At 72.9% G+C, this 22,627-nt stretch carries 19 protein-coding genes; 15 read left to right on the forward strand and 4 right to left on the reverse strand.

Features of this window, described 5'->3' with window-relative positions:
- The first annotated feature begins 76 nt into the window (after window positions 1–76).
- The gene (locus P2424_RS14855; protein WP_276476215.1) at window positions 77–1,081 is read left to right on the forward strand and encodes a DUF5926 family protein; all 1,005 of its coding nucleotides are present in this window, start codon (window positions 77–79) and stop codon (window positions 1,079–1,081) included.
- Window positions 1,082–1,354: 273 nt separating this feature from the next.
- Here P2424_RS14855 and P2424_RS14860 read toward each other — a convergent pair whose 3' ends face one another.
- Both P2424_RS14860 and P2424_RS14865 read right to left on the reverse strand, forming a co-directional pair.
- Window positions 1,355–1,918, reverse strand: coding sequence for a hypothetical protein (locus tag P2424_RS14860; protein ID WP_276476216.1), 564 nt, complete (start codon window positions 1,916–1,918; stop codon window positions 1,355–1,357).
- A gap of 313 nt (window positions 1,919–2,231) precedes the next feature.
- Window positions 2,232–2,954, reverse strand: a complete 723-nt coding sequence (locus P2424_RS14865; protein WP_276476217.1) for a bifunctional DNA primase/polymerase — start codon at window positions 2,952–2,954, stop codon at window positions 2,232–2,234.
- A gap of 650 nt (window positions 2,955–3,604) precedes the next feature.
- On the opposite strand from P2424_RS14865, the gene P2424_RS14870 reads away from it, so the two are divergent.
- The 3 genes from P2424_RS14870 to P2424_RS14880 all read left to right on the forward strand — a co-directional run bounded on the left by P2424_RS14870 (window position 3,605) and on the right by P2424_RS14880 (window position 8,168).
- Window positions 3,605–5,302 carry a PP2C family protein-serine/threonine phosphatase gene (locus P2424_RS14870; RefSeq protein ID WP_276476218.1) on the forward strand — a complete coding sequence of 566 codons (1,698 nt, stop codon included), beginning with the start codon at window positions 3,605–3,607 and terminating at the stop codon, window positions 5,300–5,302.
- Between the two features lie 112 nt (window positions 5,303–5,414).
- Window positions 5,415–6,854, forward strand: a complete 1,440-nt coding sequence (locus P2424_RS14875) for an aminopeptidase P family protein (protein WP_276476219.1) — start codon at window positions 5,415–5,417, stop codon at window positions 6,852–6,854.
- 264 nt (window positions 6,855–7,118) lie between these two features.
- The gene (locus P2424_RS14880) at window positions 7,119–8,168 is read left to right on the forward strand and encodes a PP2C family protein-serine/threonine phosphatase (protein WP_276478979.1); all 1,050 of its coding nucleotides are present in this window, start codon (window positions 7,119–7,121) and stop codon (window positions 8,166–8,168) included.
- A gap of 52 nt (window positions 8,169–8,220) precedes the next feature.
- On the opposite strand, the gene P2424_RS14885 is transcribed toward P2424_RS14880, so the two are convergent.
- A complete protein-coding gene (locus P2424_RS14885) occupies window positions 8,221–8,661 on the reverse strand; it encodes an ATP-binding protein (RefSeq protein ID WP_276476220.1) in 441 nt (146 codons plus the stop codon).
- A 287-nt stretch (window positions 8,662–8,948) separates the two neighbouring features.
- On the opposite strand from P2424_RS14885, the gene P2424_RS14890 reads away from it, so the two are divergent.
- The 9 genes from P2424_RS14890 to P2424_RS14930 all read left to right on the forward strand — a co-directional run bounded on the left by P2424_RS14890 (window position 8,949) and on the right by P2424_RS14930 (window position 19,315).
- A complete protein-coding gene (locus P2424_RS14890; protein WP_276476221.1) occupies window positions 8,949–9,815 on the forward strand; it encodes a hypothetical protein in 867 nt (288 codons plus the stop codon).
- A 152-nt stretch (window positions 9,816–9,967) separates the two neighbouring features.
- Entirely contained in the window at window positions 9,968–10,690 is a 723-nt protein-coding gene (locus P2424_RS14895) for a YcnI family protein (protein ID WP_276476222.1), read from the forward strand.
- Window positions 10,691–10,788: 98 nt separating this feature from the next.
- Window positions 10,789–11,457: an SCO family protein gene (locus P2424_RS14900; protein ID WP_276476223.1), complete on the forward strand. Its 669-nt coding sequence runs from the start codon at window positions 10,789–10,791 to the stop codon at window positions 11,455–11,457.
- Entirely contained in the window at window positions 11,454–11,945 is a 492-nt protein-coding gene (locus P2424_RS14905) for a copper chaperone PCu(A)C (protein WP_276476224.1), read from the forward strand. The genes P2424_RS14900 and P2424_RS14905 overlap by 4 nt, the downstream gene beginning before the upstream one ends.
- 11 nt (window positions 11,946–11,956) lie before the next feature.
- Window positions 11,957–14,143, forward strand: a complete 2,187-nt coding sequence (locus P2424_RS14910) for a copper resistance protein CopC (protein WP_276476225.1) — start codon at window positions 11,957–11,959, stop codon at window positions 14,141–14,143.
- Window positions 14,144–14,162: 19 nt separating this feature from the next.
- Window positions 14,163–15,536, forward strand: a complete 1,374-nt coding sequence (gene efeB, locus P2424_RS14915; RefSeq protein WP_276476226.1) for an iron uptake transporter deferrochelatase/peroxidase subunit — start codon at window positions 14,163–14,165, stop codon at window positions 15,534–15,536.
- A 42-nt stretch (window positions 15,537–15,578) separates the two neighbouring features.
- The gene (gene pheA / locus P2424_RS14920; protein ID WP_276476227.1) at window positions 15,579–16,508 is read left to right on the forward strand and encodes a prephenate dehydratase; all 930 of its coding nucleotides are present in this window, start codon (window positions 15,579–15,581) and stop codon (window positions 16,506–16,508) included.
- Window positions 16,509–17,198: 690 nt separating this feature from the next.
- The gene (serS, locus tag P2424_RS14925; protein WP_276476228.1) at window positions 17,199–18,485 is read left to right on the forward strand and encodes a serine--tRNA ligase; all 1,287 of its coding nucleotides are present in this window, start codon (window positions 17,199–17,201) and stop codon (window positions 18,483–18,485) included.
- The gene (locus tag P2424_RS14930; RefSeq protein ID WP_276476229.1) at window positions 18,482–19,315 is read left to right on the forward strand and encodes an HAD family hydrolase; all 834 of its coding nucleotides are present in this window, start codon (window positions 18,482–18,484) and stop codon (window positions 19,313–19,315) included. The genes serS and P2424_RS14930 overlap by 4 nt, the downstream gene beginning before the upstream one ends.
- A gap of 22 nt (window positions 19,316–19,337) precedes the next feature.
- Here P2424_RS14930 and P2424_RS14935 read toward each other — a convergent pair whose 3' ends face one another.
- A complete protein-coding gene (locus tag P2424_RS14935) occupies window positions 19,338–20,417 on the reverse strand; it encodes a WYL domain-containing protein (protein ID WP_276476230.1) in 1,080 nt (359 codons plus the stop codon).
- A gap of 113 nt (window positions 20,418–20,530) precedes the next feature.
- Here P2424_RS14935 and P2424_RS14940 point away from each other — a divergent pair, with 113 nt between their 5' ends.
- Together P2424_RS14940 and P2424_RS14945 are read left to right on the forward strand one after the other, a co-directional pair.
- Window positions 20,531–21,151 (forward strand): TIGR03086 family metal-binding protein, encoded by a 621-nt coding sequence (locus tag P2424_RS14940; protein ID WP_346660089.1) that lies wholly within the window; start codon window positions 20,531–20,533, stop codon window positions 21,149–21,151.
- A gap of 33 nt (window positions 21,152–21,184) precedes the next feature.
- Window positions 21,185–22,600 carry an FAD-binding protein gene (locus P2424_RS14945; RefSeq protein ID WP_276476231.1) on the forward strand — a complete coding sequence of 472 codons (1,416 nt, stop codon included), beginning with the start codon at window positions 21,185–21,187 and terminating at the stop codon, window positions 22,598–22,600.
- Window positions 22,601–22,627 lie beyond the last annotated feature (27 nt).

Raw genomic sequence — 22,627 nt, forward strand, 5'->3', positions numbered from 1 at the left:
GCGGAGGGCGGCGGGTGCCGTCGAGCTACTAGGATCGCGGACTCCACAACCGCCGCACACCTGGAGAACCGCTCGCATGGCAAAGAAGCGCCGACCCCAGACAGCCGCCGCGGCGCCCGCCGGAACCCCCGCGGGCGCGGCAGCAGCCGGAGACTACCCGGTGGTGGGAGCCCGGCAGCCCTGCCCGTGCGGTTCGGGCCGCCGCTACAAGGCGTGCCACGGCCGGGCGGCAGCGCAGGCGGCCACCGAGCTGGTGCGTCGCCCGTTCGAGGGTCTTCCCCACGAGTGCGACTGGGTCGCGATGCGCGAGCTGGTCCCGGCCGCCACGGCACGCCTCACACTCAAGGGCGGCCTGCCGGAGGGGGTCCCCGCAGTGACCCTGGCGACGGTGCTGCCGATGGCGTGGCCCGCGCTGCGTCGCGACAGCGGCGAGGTGCTGCTGGGCCTGCAGAACGACACCGCGTCCGGCGACATCAGCCGCGACCTGGCGGACACCCTGAACCGGGCGCTGGCCGCCGAGCCCGGTACGCCGGTCGCCGCGGGCCGTCCGGCGCCGGACGGCCCGCGACTGCAGGACCTGCTGGATCTGGAGGCGCCGTTCGTGCCGGAGGTGCACTCGGGCTTCGAGTTCTGGCTGGATGGCGAGGAGCAGGCGGCCGGTGAGGTGGCGGCCTCTCTGGAGAGTGCCAACGAGGCCGTCATCCCGACCGCCAGGCTCGCGTCCGTGGAGGGCGCGTACTGGTGCGAGGCGCCGGAGAAGAACCATCTGCGCTGGGTGATGACCCACCCCGAGGAGCAGCTCCTGGACGCGCTCGCGCGGCTGCACGCGGCCGGCGCCTCGTCACTGGACGAGCCGGGCGGCGGCTCCGGGGACTCGCGGCTCGTGGGTTCCTTCCGCGCCCACGGTCTGACGGTGCCGGTGTGGGACCTGCCGCGCGGCATGAGGTCCGAGGACTGTGAGAAGCCCGCGGCGGGGTTCGCTGAACGGCTGGCGGAGGCACTGGCGGTCACGGCGCCGCTGACGTCCGAGGAGCGCCGCTCCCGGAGCGGCCTCACCAACCGTCAGGTAACCCTCAACTAAGGGGTTTCGGCGGGATCCTGTGTGGATTCGGCGAAGGTTTCACGACCGTGACTCCCGTCACACTGACACCTCAACTCGCCCTGCCCACAGGTAAATCGGCGTCCGGATCTGGGCGATCGAATTTGCTAACCGCCGATCTCTTGTTACCGTTCTAAGAGCCCGGTCGCTGGTGCATCCCCCGTCGCCAGCGACCGGGTTCTTTTGTGCCCGGCGTCGGCCGGTCCCGCCGACGTCGGCGAACTCCTCTCACGACACGGTGAGTTGACTTCCCCCCTACGGCCGGCGGTCGCTTCCGGCACGCAGCAGCCGGTCCCCGTTCACCGAGCTGACCTCGGCCACCGCGGAGTAGGCGTGCGCCGCCAGCGGTGGACGGTCATCCGAGGTCTCCGGGGTCCCGTCGCGCGGCGTCTCGCAGACGCCGCCCTCGTGCCCGTCACGCAGGACGCAGCGCACCCGCGCCGTCCGCCCGTCCGGCCCGTGCAGGGTGAGAAGAGCGGGCAGCCGGCTGCCGGTCGGATTGCGGTAGTACGTACGGGCCCAGGTATCACCGCCTTCGGTCAACACGCAGACCCGGGCCGCCACACCATGGGGCGAGACGATTTCCAGCCCGCACGAGGTGGCCTGATCCCCCTGTCCGGACGAGGGGGAAGCGGAGGAGTGCGCCCCGGGTGTTCCGTTCCCGGCCTGCCGTGGCTGGGCGGCCTGGAACACCTCCGCGGCCAGACGCGCGTCCTCGCCCGCCACCGCCGCCGCGAGGGGCACCGCGGCGACGAGCGCCACCGCGCTGGCGAGTGTGACCACACGGAGCCGGGAAGCTCTCTGTTGCGGCTGGTGCATGAGGGAACCCACCTGGGACGCGGAGAGGACCGGACCGACTGATGAGGTGAACATATCGGGACCGAGGGGCCGCCGAGGCGCTACAGCGACCTGTTTCCCCCGTAACTCCGGTCGGCTGCTACCCGTACGGGGGAATGACCGCATCGCCGGGCCGCCACCGGGCCCGGTACAGGTGACACCGAGCCGCCCCGGGCTCGGGACGACCGGCTCGGAAACGCCCGGCCCTGGCGCAGTCGGCGCACGGCACATCGACGCACGGCGCATCGACGTACGGCGGCGCGTCGGCGCACGAGGGTCGTGCCGTGCGCGTCGCTCAGTAGGCCAGCCGGCTTCCGCTGTCCGGGGACGCGGCGCTCTCCTCGACCAGCACGTCGAGCAGCGTCTCCATCCGGGGCAGCCACGGACGGCCCGCGTCCGCGCGGTCCGGCTCCCGCTCCCAGCGCACCTTGCCCGCACCGGTGAGCGAGCCGGGGAGTGCCACATAACCCCCGTCGCCGTGGAACCGCAGCGAGCTGGGTACCCGGTCCTGGGCGTACAGCAGTTCGCCCAGCTCTTCGAGGCCGTACGGCTCGACCAGCACCGAGAAGCGGGTGGGCGTCGCGATCACCGGGCCGACGCGGACGCCGGTGCGGTCGAACGTCGCGAGTGCCCGTGCCCCGGCGACAGCCGGAAGACTCAGCGCGCAGGGCGCGGTGCCGCCGGTCGCGAGGATGACGGAGGCGTCCGGCCTGTTCCGCCACCACCAGCGGACCATCGTCGGGTCGGTGGTGGCCGCCAGCAGCACGGGATCGAAGGGGTGTGCCCCAGGAACCACGCACTCAGGGTCCGGGCACGCGCACACAGCCGACGCGCCGCGGGTCCCCGGGGCGGTCAGAGCGGCGCCCGGCACCACCGGCCACTGCCACTGGGCGGCCGCCGTCAGCGCCGTGCTCCGCATCGGTGACCTGTGGTTGTACCGTCCGGACCGCGCCCAGAGCCGTCGGCCCTGGAGCTGCGCCCAGGCCCGGAGGGAGCGCCTTCCGAGGATCTCGCGCATGAGCGCTCGTTCCTTTCCGTGAACGCCGAACAACGCCTATTTCATGAACACCGCAAACACCGCCAACTGGCCGTGCCGACCGATCTCTAGCTCACTTCACCATGGGGAACGCTGGTGACCGTGCGTGCCGAACAGCGCATCATGTTGCGGGTCGAGCGTGGAACGTGGCGGGGGGTGGCGCGCACATGGCGTTCGGTCCGTGGACTGCCACCTGCGCCGGTGCTGCTCGTACTTGCTCGTCTTGTACCGGGGACCGCTCGTGGTCCGCCGTACCGCGCATGTGCTGACTGGTGCAATCCTGCGGCTGATGCCCTCCCGCAAGAAGCGGGCGGGCCTGCGCCCGCTGCTCCCTAGGACGCCGTGACTCTCCACAGGGTTCCGTACCCGCAACAGCGGTGCCAACGCGCCGCTGAATGGCCTCAGTCGACAGCAGTATGCACGCCATGTGGGCGATTTTCCGCCAATCTTCTCACCCCTCGGCCTGCCCTCGTGAGACAGGTCCGCTCGCCGGACATTCTCGGCACTGCAGCGTACGTGCTGGACATGCCCCAACGGCATGTGTAGATGTAGTGGCATTGATAGCGGAGCAGCATGACATGGGGGTTTGCGATGCTATTGGGACAGTTCACCCGCAGCCCGAGCTGCCGCCCATGACCTCCTCGCGCCTGCCGAAAGTGGCTGGAATCCAGTCGTCGGTTTCCTCGAACCCGTCGCCGGCCGCCGCGGCCTCCACCGCCGCGGCCTCCACGGCGGCCCCGGGGCCCGCTGTCCCTGCTTCTTCTGCCGCGTGCGCTGCGGATTCATCCGCGCGGGCCACCGCGCTCGGCCCCGGAGGCTCACCGGCCGACCGGGACCGGATCGGTGACCTCTCCTCCCTTCACGACCTCACCATTCGTCTCGTTCGCACCACGAGCCTCGACTCGGCGCTCCGGGAGACGCTGCGCGCCGGCGCCACGCTGCTGGGCGCCCCCCGCGGCATGGTCGCGCTCGCGCCCGGCACCGATCCTGGAAGCGAACCCTCCGATTCCCCGGAGCGGGCCACCGAACGCACCATCGGCCTCGGCCTCGGGCGTGCCGACCTGGGGCAGATCGAGACCGTTCCGCGTTTTTCCGCCACCTACGCGCGCGTCCTCGACGCGGAAACCGACCGCAGCCGTACCACCGGACCGGATGCCGGACGCGGCCATACGGCCGGACCGGACACCCGCCCGGCGGACGAGACGGACGGGACTCATGCGGCCGACGGAGCGAGCCGACCGCACCAGCCCGGCCGCGGCCCCGACCACGAAACCGGCCACGAGCCCGCCCCGGGCGAGGCCGGAGCGAGCGCCTCCGAGGCGGAGTCCGTACCCGACCCGGGTGCCGGGCTCGCCCACCCCGCCCTGATCTGCCCCGACATCGCGGCCGACCAGGCGCTCTCCCCCCGGCACCGGGAGGTCGCGGCCCGCCTCGGCTACGCGGCCACCTACGGCGTGCCGCTCACCACCGGGTCCGGCACCCGGCTCGGCGCCGCCGTCTGGTTCTTCGACGAGCCGGGTGAGCCCACCGTCCGTCGGCGGGAACTCCTCGACAGCTATCTGCGGCACGCCACCGAACACTGCGCGCGGCTCGGAGAGTGCGCACGCACCCGCGCGGACATGGTCACCCTCCGTGAGGAACTGCTGCCCAGCGCGCTTCCCCGCGTCCCCGGGGTCTCCCTCGCGGTACGGCACCGCACGGGTCCGCGCGGCGGCGGTGACTGGTACGACGCGCTGCCACTGCCGGAGCGGGCGGTAGGACTCGCGGTCGGCGGTGTCACCGGCAGCGGGCCGGCGGCGGTCGCCGCCATGGGCCGGCTGCGGGCCTCCCTGCGGGCGTACGCGGTGATGGAGGGGGAGGATCCGGTCGCTGTCCTGTCCGACCTGGAACTGCTGCTGCGGCTGACCGAGCCCTCCTGCTCGGCCACCGCGCTGTTCGCCTACGCGGAGCCCGCGAGCCGCAAGATCCTGCTCGCCGGGGCCGGGCACTGCGCCCCGCTGATCGTCGGCCCCCGGCGCATCGAACCGGTGGAGACCGCGGTCTCGGCGCCGTTGGGGATGCTGGCGTGCTGGGAGGCACCCAGCGCGGAGGTCGTCCTGCGCGAAGGCGAAACGCTTCTGTGCTACACCGACGGGCTGCTGCACCGCACCGGCCACTCCATGGACCGCGCCTTCGCCCGGCTCCGCTCGGCCGCCGCCTCCGCCCCGCGCACGGCCCGGGAGGATCCGGACGCCCTCGTCGACCACGTGCTGCGCACGGTGCTGCCCGGGCCGCTGGCAGATCTGCCCGACCACCCCGAGGACGTCGTCCTGCTGGCCGCCCGCTTCTGAGCGGCGGCACCGCCCGACGGCACCGTTCAACATCACATGCGCACGGCTGTGGACCAACCGGGCCCCACCCATACGATGGAAGGTGGTTTTATCCGTCAAAGAGGAGGCAGACGTGGCAGACGCCGCTGACGAGCAGCCGATCAAGCAGCGGAAGAACGGCCTGTACACGGGCGTCTCCGACGAGCTCGCCGCGAACATGAAGTCCGGCTGGAGCGACACCGAGCTGCACGATCTGGAGCCCGTCGCACAGGCGGCGGAGCTCGCCGAGCGGCGCGAGCGGCTGTCGGCGCGCTTCCCCGGCGAGCGTCTGGTGGTCCCCGCGGGCAACCTCAAGACCCGGTCCAACGACACCGAGTACCCCTTCAGGGCCTCCGTCGAGTACGCGTACCTGTCCGGGAACCAGACCGAGGACGGCGTACTGGTCCTGGAGCCCACCGGTGCCCGCGGCCACCGCGCCACGCTGTATCTGCTGCCCCGCTCCGACCGGGAGAACGGCGAGTTCTGGCTGGACGGCCAGGGCGAGCTGTGGGTCGGCCGGCGGCACAGCCTCACCGAGAGCGCGACGCTCTACGGAATGCCCTGCGCCGACGTCCGGACGGTCGCCGACACGCTCCGCGCGGGCACCGGCCCGGTGCGGGTGGTCCGCGGCCACGACGCCGGAGTCGAGGCGGCGCTGGCCGACAAGATCACCGCCGAGCGGGACGAGGAGCTGCGGGGTTTCCTGTCCGAGATGCGGCTGGTCAAGGACGCGTTCGAGATCGGCGAGATGCAGAAGGCCGTCGACTCCACCGTGCGCGGTTTCGAGGACGTCGTCCGCTCCCTCGACAAGGCGGAGGCCACCTCCGAGCGCTACATCGAGGGCACGTTCTTCCTGCGCGCCCGCGTGGAGGGCAACGACATCGGCTACGGCTCCATCTGCGCAGCCGGACCGCACGCCACCACGCTGCACTGGATGCGCAACGACGGCCCGGTGCGCTCGGGCGAGCTGCTGCTGCTCGACGCCGGTGTGGAGACCCGTACTCTCTACACGGCCGACGTGACGCGCACCCTTCCGGTCAACGGCCGCTTCACCGAGCTGCAGCGCACGATCTACGACGCGGTGTACGAGGCGCAGGAGGCGGGCATCGCCGCGGTCAAGCCGGGCGGCAAGTACCTCGACTTCCACCGTGCGGCGCAGCGGGTGCTCGCCACCAAGCTGGTCGAATGGGGTCTGATCGAGGGCCCGGTGGAGCGCGTGCTGGAGCTGGGGCTGCAACGCCGCTGGACGCTGCACGGCACCGGCCACATGCTGGGCATGGATGTGCACGACTGCGCGGTCGCCCGCCGCGAGACCTACGCGGACGGCACGCTGGAGCCGGGCATGTGCCTGACAGTGGAGCCGGGGCTCTACTTCCAGGCCGACGACGAGACCGTGCCCGAGGAGTACCGGGGCATCGGTGTGCGCATCGAGGACGACATCCTGGTGACCGAGGACGGCAACCGGAACATGTCAGCCGCACTGCCGCGCAGCAGCTTCGAGGTGGAGAGCTGGATGGCGAAGCTGCGGGCGTGAGCCCGCGCGCACCGGGCGGGCTCACGCCCGGTGCCTGCGCGCCGACGGGCACCGCCCGGTAGCGGACGCCGCGGGGCACACCCCGGCGCCGACCGGGCGGTCCCGACGACCGGCCGGAACCCGACCGGACCATCGAGCACAGCGGCGATGACGGGAGACGACGTCACGGCACGAACCTGCTGCGCCTGTCATCGACTAGGAAGAGAGCACGCTTTGGTCTCCCGGTTGCGGACCGGACTGTTGTCCGCGTTTCCCTTCCTCGCCATGGGTGCCGTCGGTGCCGCCGATCTGACCGGCGGACCCGGGATCGGCCTGCAGCCGATGATGGCGCTCGGTCCGGCCTTCGCCGGGCTGAGCGGCGGCAAGCGGCGCACCGCCCTGGTCGGCGCGCTGGCGATGGCACTGTCGATCGCGCTCAGCCTCTACAACGGCCAGTTCGGCGAGCGGCGCGGCAACGCGACGCTGATCTCCGTGGCCGGGGTCTCCGTGGCGGCGCTGGTGGCGACCGCGATGCGGCAGAAACGGGAGGCGGAGCTGGCCAACGTGCGCTCCATCGCGGAGGCCGCACAGCGGGTGCTGCTGCGCCCGGTGCCGCGCAGTGCCGGGCGGCTGCAGGTGGCCGTCTCCTACACGTCGGCCGTCGCCGAGGCCCGGATCGGCGGCGACCTGTACGAGGTGGTCACCTCGCCGCACGGGGTACGGGTGATCATCGGTGACGTCCAGGGCAAAGGGCTGGAGGCGGTGGAGACCGCCGCGGTGGTGCTCGGCGCGTTCCGCGAGGCCGCGTACGACGAGCCGGACCTGGCCACGGTCGGGGACCGGCTGGAACGGGCCCTGGACCGGCATCTGCTGGGCGAGAAGTTCGTGACGGCGGTGCTCGCCGAGGTGCCGCACGGGTCCGGCACACGCACCGCGACCCTGCTCAACTTCGGACACCCCGCCCCGCTGGCGGTCCGGCAGGACGGCAGCGTGCACTTCGCCGAACCGCCGCGGCGCTCGCTGCCACTGGGGCTCGGCCTGCACGGCAGTGAACCGCCGCGTCCGCACGAGGTGCCGTTCGCGCCGGGCGACCAACTGCTGCTGTACACCGACGGCGTCACCGAGGCCCGCGACAGCGACAACCTCTTCTACCCGCTCGACCACCGCGCCCACCTGCTCAAGGACTCGGACGCGGAGGGCGCGCTGGAAGCCGTGCGGCTGGACATCCAGGAGCATGTGCGCTCTCCGCTGCACGACGACGCCGCCATGCTGCTGCTGCGCTACCGGAGCCCCGCCGTGCCCCGCGGGCCGCGGACCGCCGCGGCCGAGGAGTGAGACGGCGGCCCGTCCGGACGGAGGGCCGGTTCTCCCGCGGAACGCGCCCTGGTCAGGAAGCGGTCATCAGATGCCCGTCGCGGCGGGCGAGCACTTTGTCGAAGCTGACGACGGCCCCGCCGCGCCCGGAGCGGTTGCGGAACCGCACATGGTCGGCGAGGGACTCGATCAGGTAGAGGCCGCGCCCGCTCTCCGCCTCGTTCCCGCATCGGGGGTCGTATCCGGAGGGGAAGCCGGGGCCGGTGTCAGCCACCTCGATGCGACAGCGGTTGCCCTCCAGATAGGCCGAGACGCGGTAGGCACCGCCCAGGTCACCGGCGGCGCTGCCGTGCTCGACCGCGTTGGCGCACGCCTCGGACAGCGCCAGGCACATGTCGTAGGCGACATCCGGGTCGACACCGGCCGAGGCCATGGAGCTCAGCAGGAGTTGGCGCGCGAGCGGCACACTGGCGGCTTCGCGCCGTAGCCGGAGAGACCACCACAGGCTGCTCATGCTCACCCTCCATGCGGCTCGACACACGGCTTACCTATTGCCTGCGGGTACCGGCACTACGCGGCGCCGCGGCGATGCCCCCCGTACGGCGGAAGAGCGCGGCGCCGGGTAGTGGAGCCGGGGGCCCTGCGTGCGGGTACGGCGGAGGCACGCACCGGGGCACGCGCCCCCGGCGAGGCCACCCGCGCACGCTGGCCCCGAGCACCGGTGAGTCGGTTGAGCACCGGTGGAGCGGGTGTGGCCCTGGTGTGTGCGGGCTGGGACGACGGTGAGATGATGGCGCGGCCATGACTGCCGGTGCGGACCTGAGACTGCTGCGGGCCGCGGTGTTCGCCGCGGTCTGCGTCACCGTGTCCGCCGCGGGGCATGTGCTCGCCGCGGGGACGGTCCTGCCGTTCGGCACGCTGGCACTCGGCTTCGGCTGCGTCTTCGCGGTCGCCGTCGCGCTCGCCGGGCGGGAGCGCTCGCTGCCGGGTATCGCGGGACTGCTCGCGCCGGGGCAGGTCGCCTTGCACCTGGTGTTCTCGATGGGCTCCCACAGGCTGCACGGCGGAGCGGCGGCGGCCGCTCCGGCGGGCCCGCGGCCGGGCGGCATCCAGGCTCTGGCGGGGAAGCTGCTGTGCCACGGCGGCACCGCGCCGCTGAGCGACGCCGAGGCGCGGCGCGTGGTGGTGAACGCCGGGCTCGATCCGCAGACCGCCGCGGGCGCGGACGGCGCCGGAAGGACGACCGCGGACGCGGCGCACGCGGCCGGCGCCGGCTCCTTCCCCGGCACCCCGCTCGACTGCCTGCACGAGGCGGCGCGGGCCGCGGCCGGACTGCTCGACGTACCGATGCTGCTCGGGCACGTGTGTGCCGCGCTGCTGCTCGGCTGGATGCTGCGGCGGGGCGAGGCCGCGCTGTGGCGGCTGGTGCGGCTGTCCTACTCAGCCGCGGCAGTGGCCGAGGAACTGGTGGCCGCGCGTGCCCTGCGCACCGCCCTGGCCTTCGTCCGGGCCCTGCACAACGGGCTGCTGCCGCGGGTTCCGGAACGGCCCGTGCCCGAGCGCCCGGAGGACGGGACGGCGCACCCGTCCTCGCTGCTGCTGCAGCACTCCGTCCACCGCCGCGGCCCGCCCGCGCGGCAGGCGGACGCTTTCACGCTCGCGGCCTGACGCACGCACGACGCTCACCGGACCGAGCCGTCCGCCCCCGCCCCGGGGTGCGGTCGGCGCGGGCCGTGACGCTGCGCGCGGTGCCGCCCTCGCGTGCCCGCCTCCGATGCCATGCCATGCCATCCGTCCTGTGTCACTCAGGAGCTCATTTCATGAAGATCGCGAACCGCCGCGCCGCAACCGTCTGCGCGCTCGCCGCCGGAACCGTCCTGCTGGTCGCGGGGCCGGCGTCGGCGCACGTCGGCGTCGACCCGCAGGAGGCCGCCAAGGGCGGCTACAGCACCGTCAACTTCAAGGTGCCGAACGAGAAGGACGACGCGTCGACCGTCGAGCTGGAGGTCAACTTCCCGGCGGACCACCCGCTGACGTCCGTGATGCCGCAGCCGGTACCCGGCTGGGACGTCAAGGTCGAGAAGAAGAAGCTGGACAAGCCGATCACGATGCACGGCGAGAAGGTCACCGAGGCCGTCTCGAAGGTCACCTGGAGCGGTGGGAAGGTCGAGCCGGGCGAGTTCCAGCAGTTCCCCGTCTCCATGGGGCAGCTTCCGAAGGACGCGGACCACCTGGTGTTCAAGGCGCTGCAGACCTATGACGACGAGGACGTCGTGCGCTGGATCGAGGAGCCGCAAGAAGGCGGGGCGGAGCCCGAGCACCCGGCGCCGGTGCTGAAGCTGGCAGCGGCGGAGGAGTCCGGCGCGGACGCGGACGACTCGGCGGACGACGCCAAGGCCGCCGGGAAGACGGCGGCAGCGCCCGAGGAGGACTCCGGTTCCGGCTCCGACACCACGGCGCGCGTCCTCGGCGTGGCGGGCATCGTCGTCGGCGTCGCGGGCATCGCCTTCGGCGTCCTGGCGGGGCGCCGTCGGACCGCCTGACTCCCGCCCGCACCTCCCCCGGGTGGTGCGGGCGACGTCGGCCGCCGCCCGCACCCCCGGCCCTGCACAATCCCTACTGCACGATGCGGACAAGCACTATGCGCACCATGAGAACGACCGCGGCAGCCGCGGCACTGGTCGCGGCCGCCGGGCTCGCCCTGGCGGGCTGCGGCTCCGGCGACGACGGCGGCGGCAGCGCCACGGACAAACCGGCGACGGTCGAGAAGCAGCAGCACAAGGGCGGCACCGTCCTCGACCAGCCCTTCGACAAGCCCGATCTGACGCTCACCGACACGCACGGCAAGAGCTACGACCTGATCGAGAAGACGAAGGGCCGCCCCACCCTGCTCTACTTCGGTTACACGCACTGCCCGGACGTCTGCCCGCTGACCATGAGCAACATCTCGGTTGCCAAGTCCAAGCTGCCCGAGGAGCAGCAGAAGAAGCTGCGGGTCGTCTTCGTCACCAGCGATCCGGAGCGGGACACCCCCAAGGAGCTCCGGAAGTGGCTGGACGGCCAGGACCCGTCCTTCATCGGGCTCACCGGTGACTTCGACACCATCCAGGCGGGCGCTCGCAGGGTGGGCGTCAGCATCGCGCCCTCGTACAAGAAGAAGAACGGCGACGTCGTCTCCACGCACGGCGCCCAGGTGCTCGCCTTCTCCCCCGAGGACGACAAGGCGCACGTCCTCTACACGGAGGGCAATTCCGGGCCGGACATCCTCGAGAAGGACCTGCCCGAGCTGATCGAGGGGAAGAACCCGTGACCGCCGCGCGCCGCCCGCTTCCCGCTCTGGCACTGGGCGCGGTGTGCGCGCTCGCCCTGACCGGCTGCTCCGGCGGCGGGGACGGGAGGGACGGGAAAGACGCAGCGAAGGGGGACGGCCGCCCGGAGCTGAAGGTCAGCGGCGCCTACGTGCCGCAGCCGCCGACCGAGGAGATGGCCGGGGGCTTCCTGACCGTACGCAACAGTGGCGACAGCGCCGACAGGCTGACATCGGTCTCCAGCGACGTGGCGGGCAAGGTCGAACTGCACAAGACCGTCGAGCAGCAGATGCAGCGGGTGAAGTCACTGTCCGTGCCCGCGCACGGCGAGCTCGAACTGGGACGCGGCGGCAACCATCTGATGCTCATGGACCTGGAGCGCAAGCCGACGAAGGGCCAGACGGTCACCTTCGTGCTGCACTTCCAGCGGTCCGGCGCCGTCACGGTCAAGGCTCCCGTCGAAGCGACGAACTACACCCGACGGAAGTGAGGTTCGCAGGCGTGTCGTCCACCCTCCCAGGCCCCCTCCGCACCACCTCGCGGTCCGCTGTCCGCACGCTGTCGGCCCTCGCCGCGGTCGCCGCCGCGCTGCTGGGAGTGCTGGCACTGGCGGGCCCGGCAGCGGCGCACGCCGCGCTGACGGGCAGCGATCCCGCGGAGGGTACTGTGGTGGACGACGCGCCCCGGCAGGTCACGCTCGACTTCTCCGAGGGCGTGGCCATGTCGGACGGCGCCATCCGCGTCCTGGACCCGCGCGGAGCACGGGTCGACACCGGGAAGGTCCGCGACACCGGTACGAGTGGCACAGTGCGGCGCACCGTCGCGCTCGACCCGGGGCTGGGCCAGGGCACCTACACCGTCGCCTGGCAGGCCGTCTCCGCGGACAGCCACCCCGTCTCGGGCGCGTTCACCTTCTCGATCGGCAAACCGTCCGAGACGAGCGCGAAGGTGCCGCAGCAGGACGAGGACGCGGGCGGCGGGAGCGTGGGCGCCCTCTACGGCATCGGGCGGTACGTCGCCTACGCGGGCTACATCCTGCTGATCGGCGGTGCGGCCTTCGTGCTGCTGTGCTCGCCGCGGACGGCCTCCGCACGCGCGGTGCAGCGGCTGGTGACCACCGGCTGGAGCCTCCTGGCGGCGTCGACGCTGGCGCTGCTGCTGCTGCGCGGGCCCTACACCGGATCGGGCCGGTTCGCGGACGTGCTCGACCTGGGCGGGCTCAAGGACGTGGTCGCCACCAAGCCGGGAGCCGCGCTGGTCTCCCGGCTGCTGCTGCTCGCGGCCGGCGCGCTGTTCACCTCGGTGCTCTTCGGCGTGTACGCGCGGCAGCGGGCACCCGAAGACGAAAGCGGCGAACGGGAGGAAGCCCGGCAGAACGGTACAGCCGGTGCGGCTGGTGCGGCTGGTCTGCCGCGGGAGGCCGGGGAATCCGAAGCCGCACCCCGGGAGGGCCAGGCGGCGCGGCAGCGGCGGGACCTGCACTACGGACTGTCCGCGGGCGGGGCCCTGGTGGCCGCCGGTCTCGCGGCGACCTGGTCGCTGGCCGAACACGCCTCCACCGGCATCCAGACCGGGCTGGCGGTGCCCGTGGACGTGCTGCATCTGCTCGCCGTCGCCCTGTGGCTGGGCGGTCTGGCCGCACTGTTCTGCCTGCTGCGCTGGGGACCCTCGCCCACGGGTACGACAGTGCGGCGGTTCTCGCGGCTGGCGTTCGGCTGCGTCGTGGTGCTCGCGGCGACGGGGCTGTACCAGTCGTGGCGGCAGGTGGGCTCCTGGGGCGCGCTGACGGACACCTCGTACGGGCAACTGCTGGTGGTGAAGATCCTGCTGGTCGGCACCGTGCTGTCGGTCGCCTGGTTCTCCCGGCGGTGGACAACCCGGTTGACCGAACTCCCGGAGCAGGCCGCCGCCTCGGCGATCCGGGACGCCGCCTCCGGGAGCCGGGGGACTACGACCGGTGCGGCGGCAGCCGTCCCGCACGGCCGCACCCCGGAAGACGCCACTGTCCGGGCCACGGCCCCGGGCCCGGACGACACGCCACGGACGCGCAGCGGTCCCTCCCCCGCCCCGGAGGGCGGCCACTCCACGCGGCCGCAGGAGAGCGCCCCCGGCGACCCCGTCCGGGCCGCCCAGTTGGCCCGCCAGCGGGCGGCCGCCGACGCCGCCCGGCAGCGCCGGGAGCGGGAAGCCGATCCGGGGCGCAGCGCGCTGCGCCGCTCGGTGCTGGCCGAGGCGTCCCTCGCCGTGGTGCTGCTCGCCGTCACCACGGTCCTGACCGGCACCGAACCGGGCCGCACCGAGGAGCAGGCGCGTGCGGCCGAAGCGGCGCGGGACCCCGGTGGGCCGGTGGATGTGGAGGTGCCGTTCGACACCGGCGGCCCGGGCGGGAAGGGGCGGGCCGCGCTGGAGATCTCCCCCGGCACCCGCGGCGGGAACACCCTGGAGCTGCGCACCACCGCACCCAGCGGCAAGCCCGTCGAGGCGGCCGAGGTGAAGGTCGCCTTCACGCTGCCCGCGCGGGATCTCGGCCCGCTGTCCGTTCCGCTCGAAGCGGTCGGGCGGGAGAAGGGGCACTGGAGAGCCGACGGACTCCAGTTGCCCATGGCCGGAAAATGGAAGGTCGCGGTCACCGTCCGCACCTCCGACATCGATCAGATCACCAGGACCACGACCGCCACCATCGGCTGAGCCGGAACCGAGCGACGACATGAGCACTCAGAACACCCGTAAGACTCCTCCCACGCAGCGCTCGCAGCGCACGCCCGAAGCGCCGGGCGCGCCGGACGGCGCCGACGACGGCAGCAACGGCGACGGCGCGGCCGGCGGACAGAGCCGAGAGCCCCGGCAGAGCGGGCGGATCACCCGTCGGCGGCTGCTGGGCACCGCCTCCGCGGCGGGCGCCGCCGGGCTGACGGCGGGCGCCGCGGGCGGCGCCTGGGCCCACTCGGCGGCCCAGGACGCGCCGCCCACGACCCTCTCCTCGCTGGGCTCCACGGCCGTGTCCTTCCACGGCACGCACCAGGCCGGAATCGTGGCCCCGGCCCAGGCGCACGGCCACCTGCTCGCCTTCGACCTCGCACCCCGGGCCGGCCGCAAACAGGCCGCGGCGCTGCTGCGCCGCTGGTCGGAGGCGGCTCGACGGATGATGGCGGGTGAACCGCCCGAGGGCGGCGAGCGGGACACCGGGATCGCGCTGGACGCCGGCCCGTCCTCGCTGACGGTCACCTTCGGATTCGGCCGTACGTTCTTCTCCCGTACCGGGCTCACGGACCGGCTGCCGGCGCAACTCGCGCCGCTGCCGGACTTCTCGGCGGACGCGCTGGACAAGAAGCGCTCGGACGGGGACCTGTGGGTGCAGATCGGCGCGGACGACGCGCTGGTCGCCTTCCACGCGCTGCGCGCCCTGCAGCGCGAGGCGGCGGACACGGCGCGGGTGCGCTGGCACATGTCCGGTTTCAACCGCTCTCCGGGCGCCACCGAGCAGCCCCGCACGATGCGCAACCTGATGGGGCAGGTCGACGGAACCAACAACCCCCGCCCCGAGGAGAAGGACTTCGACGAGCGGATCTTCGTACCGTCCTCGGGCGCCCCCTCCTGGATGGCCGGGGGCTCGTACGTGGTGCAGCGGCGGATCCGGATGCTGCTGGACGCGTGGGACACCCACTCGCTCGGCGATCAGGAGCAGGTCATCGGGCGGCGCAAGTCCGACGGTGCTCCGCTCTCCGGGGGCCATGAGCGGACCGAGCCCGATCTGGACAAGCGCGGGCCGGACGGGCGGCCGCTGATCGCCGCGGACGCGCACATCCGGGTGACGGCCCCGGAGAGCAACGGGGGAGCGGCGATGCTGCGCCGTTCCTTCTCCTTCCACGACGGGTTCCGCGGCGACGGGGCGCCGGACGCCGGGCTGCTGTTCGTGGCCTGGCAGGCCGATCCGCTGCGCGGCTTCGTGCCGGTGCAGCGCAAGCTCGACCGGGGGGACGCGCTGTCGCGGTTCCTGCGGCACGAGGCGAGTGCGCTGTTCGCGGTGCCGGGAGGCCCGGGCAAGGGCGAGTACGTGGGCCAGCGGCTGCTCGAGGGCTGAGATCGGCACCCGGTGCCCTGTGGACCGGACTACCGTGGCGGTATGTCATCTGCGAGCCGCTATACGTACCTGGGACCCGAGGGCACCTTCACCGAGGCCGCGCTGCACACCCTGCCGGAAGCAGCCACCCGCCAGCTCACTCCCATGGTGTCGGTTCCGGCTGCTCTGGACCCCGTCCGGAACGGGGAGGCCCAAGCGGCGTTCGTACCGATCGAGAACTCGGTGGAGGGCGGTGTCACCGCCACCCTCGACGAGCTGGCGGGCGGCAGCCGGCTGATGATCTACCGCGAGGTGCTGCTGCCGATCGCCTTCGCACTGCTGGTGCGGCCCGGCACGCCGCTGGCGGAGGTCAAGACCGTCACCGGCCATCCGGTCGCCCAGCCCCAGGTGCGCAACTGGCTCGCGGCGCAGCTGCCGGACGCCGTGTGGGAGTCGGCGGCCTCCAACGCGGACGGGGCCCGGCTGGTGCAGGAGGGCCGTTACGATGCCGCGTTCGCGGGCGAGTTCGCCGCCGCGACCTACGGTCTGGAGCCGCTGGTCACCGACATCCATGACGCGGAGAACGCGACGACCCGGTTCGTGCTGCTGGGGCCGCCCGGGCGCCCGGCGGCGCCGACGGGCGCCGACAAGACCTCGGTGGTCTTCTGGCTGCGCGGGGACCAGCCCGGCGCGCTGCTGGAGGTGCTGCACGAGTACGCCTCGCGCGGCGTCAACATGATGCGGATCGAGTCGCGGCCCACGGGCGAGGGCATCGGGCAGTACTGCTTCCAGATCGACTCCGAGGGCCATGTGCAGGACCGCCGGGTGGGCGACGTGCTGATGGGACTGCGGCGCTCGTGTCGCGCGGTGCGCTTCCTGGGTTCGTACCCGCGTGCCGACCGGCAGCCGCCGACGGTGCGCTCGGGTACCGCGGACGAGGACTTCGTGGCGGCGGCCGACTGGCTGTCGCGGTGCCTGGACGGACGGGACTGACCCAACGGCACCGAACGGCACCGAACGGCACCCAGCGACGCTCAACCATGCCGACGGGCGGACCGGATCACGGCCGGGGTCGCACCGGCGAGGCCGGATCGCGGCCGGAACGGTCACGCGGGCCCCGTACGCAGACCCCGGGAAGTTATCCACAGGAGTGAAGGGTGACCTGTGCACAAGTCGACAGGGAAAACGGACGCAGTCGACAAAACGGCATACAGACCACATCCCCCTCCACAGGGCGCGCCCCTCACCGCGTCACTACAATTCCCTTGATCAACTCTTTGGGGTGAGCTATTCCCCCTCGATTGAGTGGGTATTTCGGGTTTACCCGGGGAATTCCGCGCCGATCGCACCGGCGCCGGAACGGAACGCCTTCATTTCCACAGCACTCCTCCCGCCCCTGTGGAAAACTCGGCCGCCGCACCCCCGGCTGTGGATAAGTGCCTCCGGAGGGCCCGCCCAACTTCCCCGTGCATGCCCCCAGTCCACCCCATCCCCCGCGCAGCGCAGCGCACCGCACGGATCCATCCCGCACGGAAGCCGGAAAGCCGGAGAACCGGAGAATCGGAAGAACGGGAATCCCGGGGAACAGCAATTCCCCGGAATACCAAAACCCCCAATTCGGACAAAACGCATCAAAGGGATGTCGAATCGAGCAGCTCCCGAGGCCACCGGTACCCTGGCGGGGTGATTGACCTTCGCCTGCTCCGTGAGGACCCCGACCGTGCGCGCGCCTCCCAGCGCGCCCGTGGAGAGGACGTCGACCTCGTCGACGCGGTGCTCTCCGCCGACGAGCGGCGCAGGTCCTCCAGTGTCCGCTTCGACGAACTCCGCTCCGAGCAGAAGCAGCTCGGCAAGCGCATCCCGAAGGCCGCGGGCGAGGAGAAGGACGAACTGCTGCGCCGCGCCGGGGAACTGGCCGGCGCGGTGAAGGCCGCCGACGCGGAGAAGGACGAGGCCGCGGAGGAGACCCAGCGGCTGCTGCGCCGGCTCAGCAACCTGGTGCACCCCGACGTCCCGGTCGGCGGCGAGGAGGACTTCACCGTCCTGGAGACCCTGGGCACGCCCCGCGACTTCGCGGCCGAGGGCTTCGAGCCCAAGGACCACCTGGAGCTGGGCCAGAAGCTCGGCGCCATCGACGTCGAGCGCGGCGCCAAGGTGTCGGGCTCGCGCTTCTACTTCCTCACCGGCGTCGGGGCCCTGCTGGAGCTGGCCCTGGTCAACGCGGCGATCGCCCAGGCGACCGAGGCCGGCTTCACCCCGATGCTGACGCCCGCGCTGGTAAAGCAGCAGGCCATGGACGGCACCGGCTTCCTCGGCCAGGCCGCGCAGGACGTCTACCACCTCGACAAGGACGACCTGTATCTCGTCGGCACCTCCGAGGTCGCGCTGGCCGGCTACCACATGGACGAGATCATCGAGGCCGACCGGCTGCCGCTGCGCTACGCCGCCTTCTCGCCCTGCTTCCGCCGCGAGGCGGGTTCGTACGGCAAGGACACCCGCGGCATCTTCCGCGTCCACCAGTTCGACAAGGTGGAGATGTTCTCCTATGTCGCACCGGAGGACTCCCAGGAGGAGCACCGCAGACTGCTGCAGTGGGAGAAGCAGTGGCTCTCGTCCCTGGAGCTGCCGTTCCAGGTGATCGATGTGGCCACCGGCGACCTGGGCTCCTCCGCGGCCCGCAAGTTCGACTGCGAGGCGTGGATCCCCACCCAGGGCAAGTACCGCGAGCTGACCTCCACCTCGGACTGCACCGAGTTCCAGTCCCGTCGGCTCGCGGTCCGGATGCGCGAGGGCCGCGACGGCAAGGCCGTACGGCCGCTGGCGACGCTGAACGGCACACTGTGCGCGGTACCCCGCACCATCGTCGCACTGCTGGAGAACCACCAGCAGGAGGACGGCTCGGTGTGGATCCCGCCGGTGCTGCGGCCCTATCTGGGCGGCCGCAGCGCACTGGAGCCGGTCGCCAGGTGAGCACGTCGCCCGCGGCACCCTCCGGCCCGCCTGCCTTCCCCTACCGTCTGATCGCCACCGACCTCGACGGCACCCTGCTGCGCTCCGACGACACCGTCTCGGAGCGCACCCGGGCCGCCCTCGAGACCGCCACCACGCGGGGCGCCGCGCACATCGTCGTCACCGGCCGGGCCGTGCCGTGGACGAAGCAGATCCTGGCGGACCTCGGCCACCGCGGGCTGGCGGTGTGCGCACAGGGATCGCAGGTGTACGACGCGGGCTCGGGCCGGCTGCTGACCTCCGTCACCCTCGACAGGCGGGTCGCCGAACAGGCCCTCACCCTGCTCGAGAAGGAGGTGGGCACCGTCGCGGTGGCCGCCTCCCGGGACGGCCTGGACGGCGAGGTACTGGCCGGACCCGGGTACCGCGTCCACGACGGACCGCTGCCGTATGTCCCCTTCGAGGACCGCGAGACCATCTGGCGGAAGCCGCTCAACAAGCTCTACATCCAGCATCCGCAGCTCGGCGACGACGAGTTGGTGAAGGCCGCACGGGCCGCCGTCGGCGACCTGGTGGGTGTGGTCATGGCCGGCGAGGGCATCGTGGAACTGCTCCCGCTGGGCCTCAGCAAGGCCAAGGGGCTCGCGCTGGCGGCCCGCCGTCTCAAGGTCCGCGCGGCCGAGACCCTCGCCTTCGGCGACATGCCCAACGACATCCCCATGTTCGCCTGGGCGGGGCGCGGTGTCGCCATGGAGAACGGCCACGAGGAACTGCTGGCCGTCGCCGACGAGATGACCACCTCCAACGACCAGGACGGCATCGCCCGGGTGCTGGAGCGACTGGCCGCGTAGCGGGAGTCGGCCCCGCCGCCCTTCAGGACGGCCCCGGGGCCTCCTCCGGCGCCGGGGCTGCCCCGTCCGACGGGGTGCTCCCGTGCTGCACGTCGTACAGCGCGGCCGTCTCGCGGACCCGGAGCAGCAGTTCCTCGATGGCTTCGGGCGGATCGACCACCCGCACCCAGGGGCCGAACTGGAGGAGTACCGACACGGCGGGGAGGGCGGAGAACGCGAGACGGGCGGTGACCCAGTCTCCCTCGGCTCCCTCGGCTCCCTCGGCTCCCTCGGCCCCGTCGTCCCCCGCGGAGTTCTCGTCCGCCTCGGTACCGAGGGGTGCGGCCAGGACGGGCGCGACGATCCGGGCGAACATGCCCAGCCGGGATCTGTGCACCCGCGCGGTCACCCGCACGTCCCGGTTCCGCTCCTCCACCCGGCGCCGCAGCGTGTGCCAGACGTCCGCGAGTTCGACGCCCGCGCGCCGCCGCACGGGGTCCTCCAGCGCGGTCGCGGAGGCGATCCGGTCCGCGCGGAAGAGGGCGGGGGAACCGCGCCGGTCGGCGACCAGGTACCAGACACCGGCCTTGTTGACGAGACCGTAGGGGTCGACGGTGTAGGTGTGCGGTCGGCTGTCGCCGCCGTGCCGGTAGCGGATGCGCAGCCTGCGGTCGGCGAAGACCGCGGTGTGCAGCACGTCCAGTTCCACCTCGGTGCGAGGGCCCGGCAGCCACCGGTCCGGATCGACCAGGATGCGGCGGCTGGTGAGATCGGCGGCCGGGCGGTGCGGGGCGGGCAGTGCCGCCATCACCTTGCGGAGCGCGGACGCCAGCGCGCTGTCGAGACCGAGTGCCGAGTGCGGGCCCGGTGCGGCCAGCACGAACAGCGCGCGGGCCTCGTCCGCCGTCAGCCCGGTCACGTCGGTGCGGTAGCCGGGCAGCAGCGTGATGCCGCCGTGCCGGCCGCGCTCCGCGTACACCGGGACCCCGGCCGCCGACAGCGCCTCGATGTCCCGGTAGATGGTGCGTGCGGAGACCTCGAGCTCTGTCGCCAGCTCTTCGGCGGGCACCCGGCCGCGGGTCTGGAGCAGCAGCAGGATGGCCAGCAACCGGTCGGATTTCACCCCACCAGAGTGCCGGAAAAATGTTGACGGGTCATGTCAGGTTTTCCCGGCAGACTCTCCTCCGTCGAAGCCGCGGCTCCGCACGGCGGAGCCCGACGTATGAGGAGAGAACTGTGAGCAGCACACCCGCGATGCCCGACCCCCGCCCGCTGTACGCCCGCGGCACCGCGCAGTTGGCGACGGTGGTCGCCGCCGTCCGGACCGAGCAGCTCGACGCACCGACGCCGTGCACCGAGTACGACGTGCGCTCCCTGCTGGGTCATCTCGTCGGCGCCATGCGGCGCATCGCCGCCGTTCCCGGCGGCGGCGACGGCAAGGGTGCCGACCTGCCCGAGTGGACGGCCGAGGTACCGGCGGGGGAGTGGCCGGACCTCTTCGAGGACGGCCGCATGCGCATGATCGAAGCCTGGGCGGACGACGCGCTCATGGAGACCGTCGTGACGGTGCCCTGGGGGCGGGTGCCGGGGCGGATGGCGCTCGCCGGGTCGGTGATGGAGACCGCGGCCCACACCTGGGACCTGGCCCGCGCGCTCGGCTGGAGCGGACCGCTGGACGAGGAAGTGGGCCGGTTCGCGCTGGGTGTGGCCCAGCAGGCGGTGCCGGCGGCGGGCCGGGAGCAGTTGCCCTTCGGGGAGGTGCGGGAAGCCCTGGCGGGGGCCGACGGCTACGGGCAGCTGGCCGCCTGGCTGGGCCGGGATCCCGAGTGGCGGGCACCGGACGCGGCAGCTCGGTAGGGCCGCGGGATCGGGCGGGAGCAGGAGCGGCGGATGGAGCCGTACGGCCGGTCGGCCCGGCCGGCCGGCGAGACCTCGGGAGTGGAGATGATGCGGACGAAGGCGCTGGAGGCGCTGCGGGACGCGGTACGCGGCAGTGTGCTCCTCCCCGGTGACGCGGGATACGACCGGGAGCGCACCGGTTTCCAGCGCGGGGACCGGCACGGTCCGGACGTGCTCGTCGCGGCGCGGACGCCGGAGGATGTGCGGGCGGCGGTGGACCACGCACGGCGCCAGGGGATGCCGCTGGCCGTACAGGCGACGGGGCACGGACTGCGCGCGGCGGGCCGCGGGGGCGTGCTGGTCGCCACGCGCGGGATGACGGGGATCCGGATCGACGCGGCGGCCCGTACCGCCTGGGTCGAGGCGGGGGTCCGGGCGGGCGACCTGGTGGCGGAGGCCGCGCGGCACGGGCTGGCGCCCGTCAACGGTTCGGCTCCCGGGGTCGGCGTCGTCGGGTATGCGCTGGGCGGCGGGGTGGGGCTGCTGGGCCGGGAGTTCGGCTACGCGACGGGCCTGGTGCGGCGGCTCGACGTCGTGACCGCCGACGGCCGGCTGCGCCGGGTGACCGCGGAGAGCTGCCCGGACCTGTTCTGGGGGCTGCGCGGGGGCGGTGGCGGCCTGGGAGCGGTGACCGGGCTGGAGCTGGGCCTGGTGCCGGTGGAGCGGATCTTCGGCGGTCGTCTGGTGTTCGACGGCGGCCAGGTCGCCGAAGAGGTGTTGCGGACATGGCAGGAGTGGACCCGGTCGGTTCCCGACACGCTCACCTCTGCCGTGACGCTGCTGCCGATGCCGGACCTGCCGGCTGTCCCAGCGGCACTGCGGGGACGGTATCTCGCCCAGGTGCACCTCGCCTTCACCGGACCGCGGGAGGAGGGTGAGCAGTGGGTCCGGCCGCTGCGGGAGATCGGTGCGCTGCTGGTGGACGAGGTGCGGGAGATGCCGTACACGGAGTGCGCCACGGTCTTCAGCGAGCCGGAGACGCCGCACGCGTACCGCAGTTCGAACGTCCTGCTGGACGCGGCGGGGCTGGACGACGACGCGCGGCGTGCCGTGCCGGCCGAGGCAGGCCCGTCCGCCGCGGCGATGTGCGTGCTGTGCGTGCGGCACCTGGGCGGCGCGTTCTCCCGCCCGCCAGAGGTACCGGACGCGGTCGACCACCGGGACGCGCGGTATCTGGTGTACGTGCTCTCCCCGGTGTCGGGGCCCGACCAGGACGACGCGGTGCGGAGTCTGCACGCGCGCGTGCTGGCCCCGGTGACCGGCCCGGCACCGGCCCGGAACGGCAACTTCCTCTACGGCCCGCAGGAGCCCGCCACCCTCCGGTCGGTGCACCGGGACGAGACGACCACGCGGCTGGAGCGGCTGCGGGCCGAGTTCGACCCGCAGGGGTTGTTCCGCGGCCGGTGATCGGGTGGCCCTCTCAGTGCCTCGGCT

The sequence above is a fragment of the Streptomyces sp. WMMB303 genome, from assembly GCF_029351045.1.
In the GTDB taxonomy this organism is placed as follows: Bacteria; Actinomycetota; Actinomycetes; order Streptomycetales; family Streptomycetaceae; genus Streptomyces.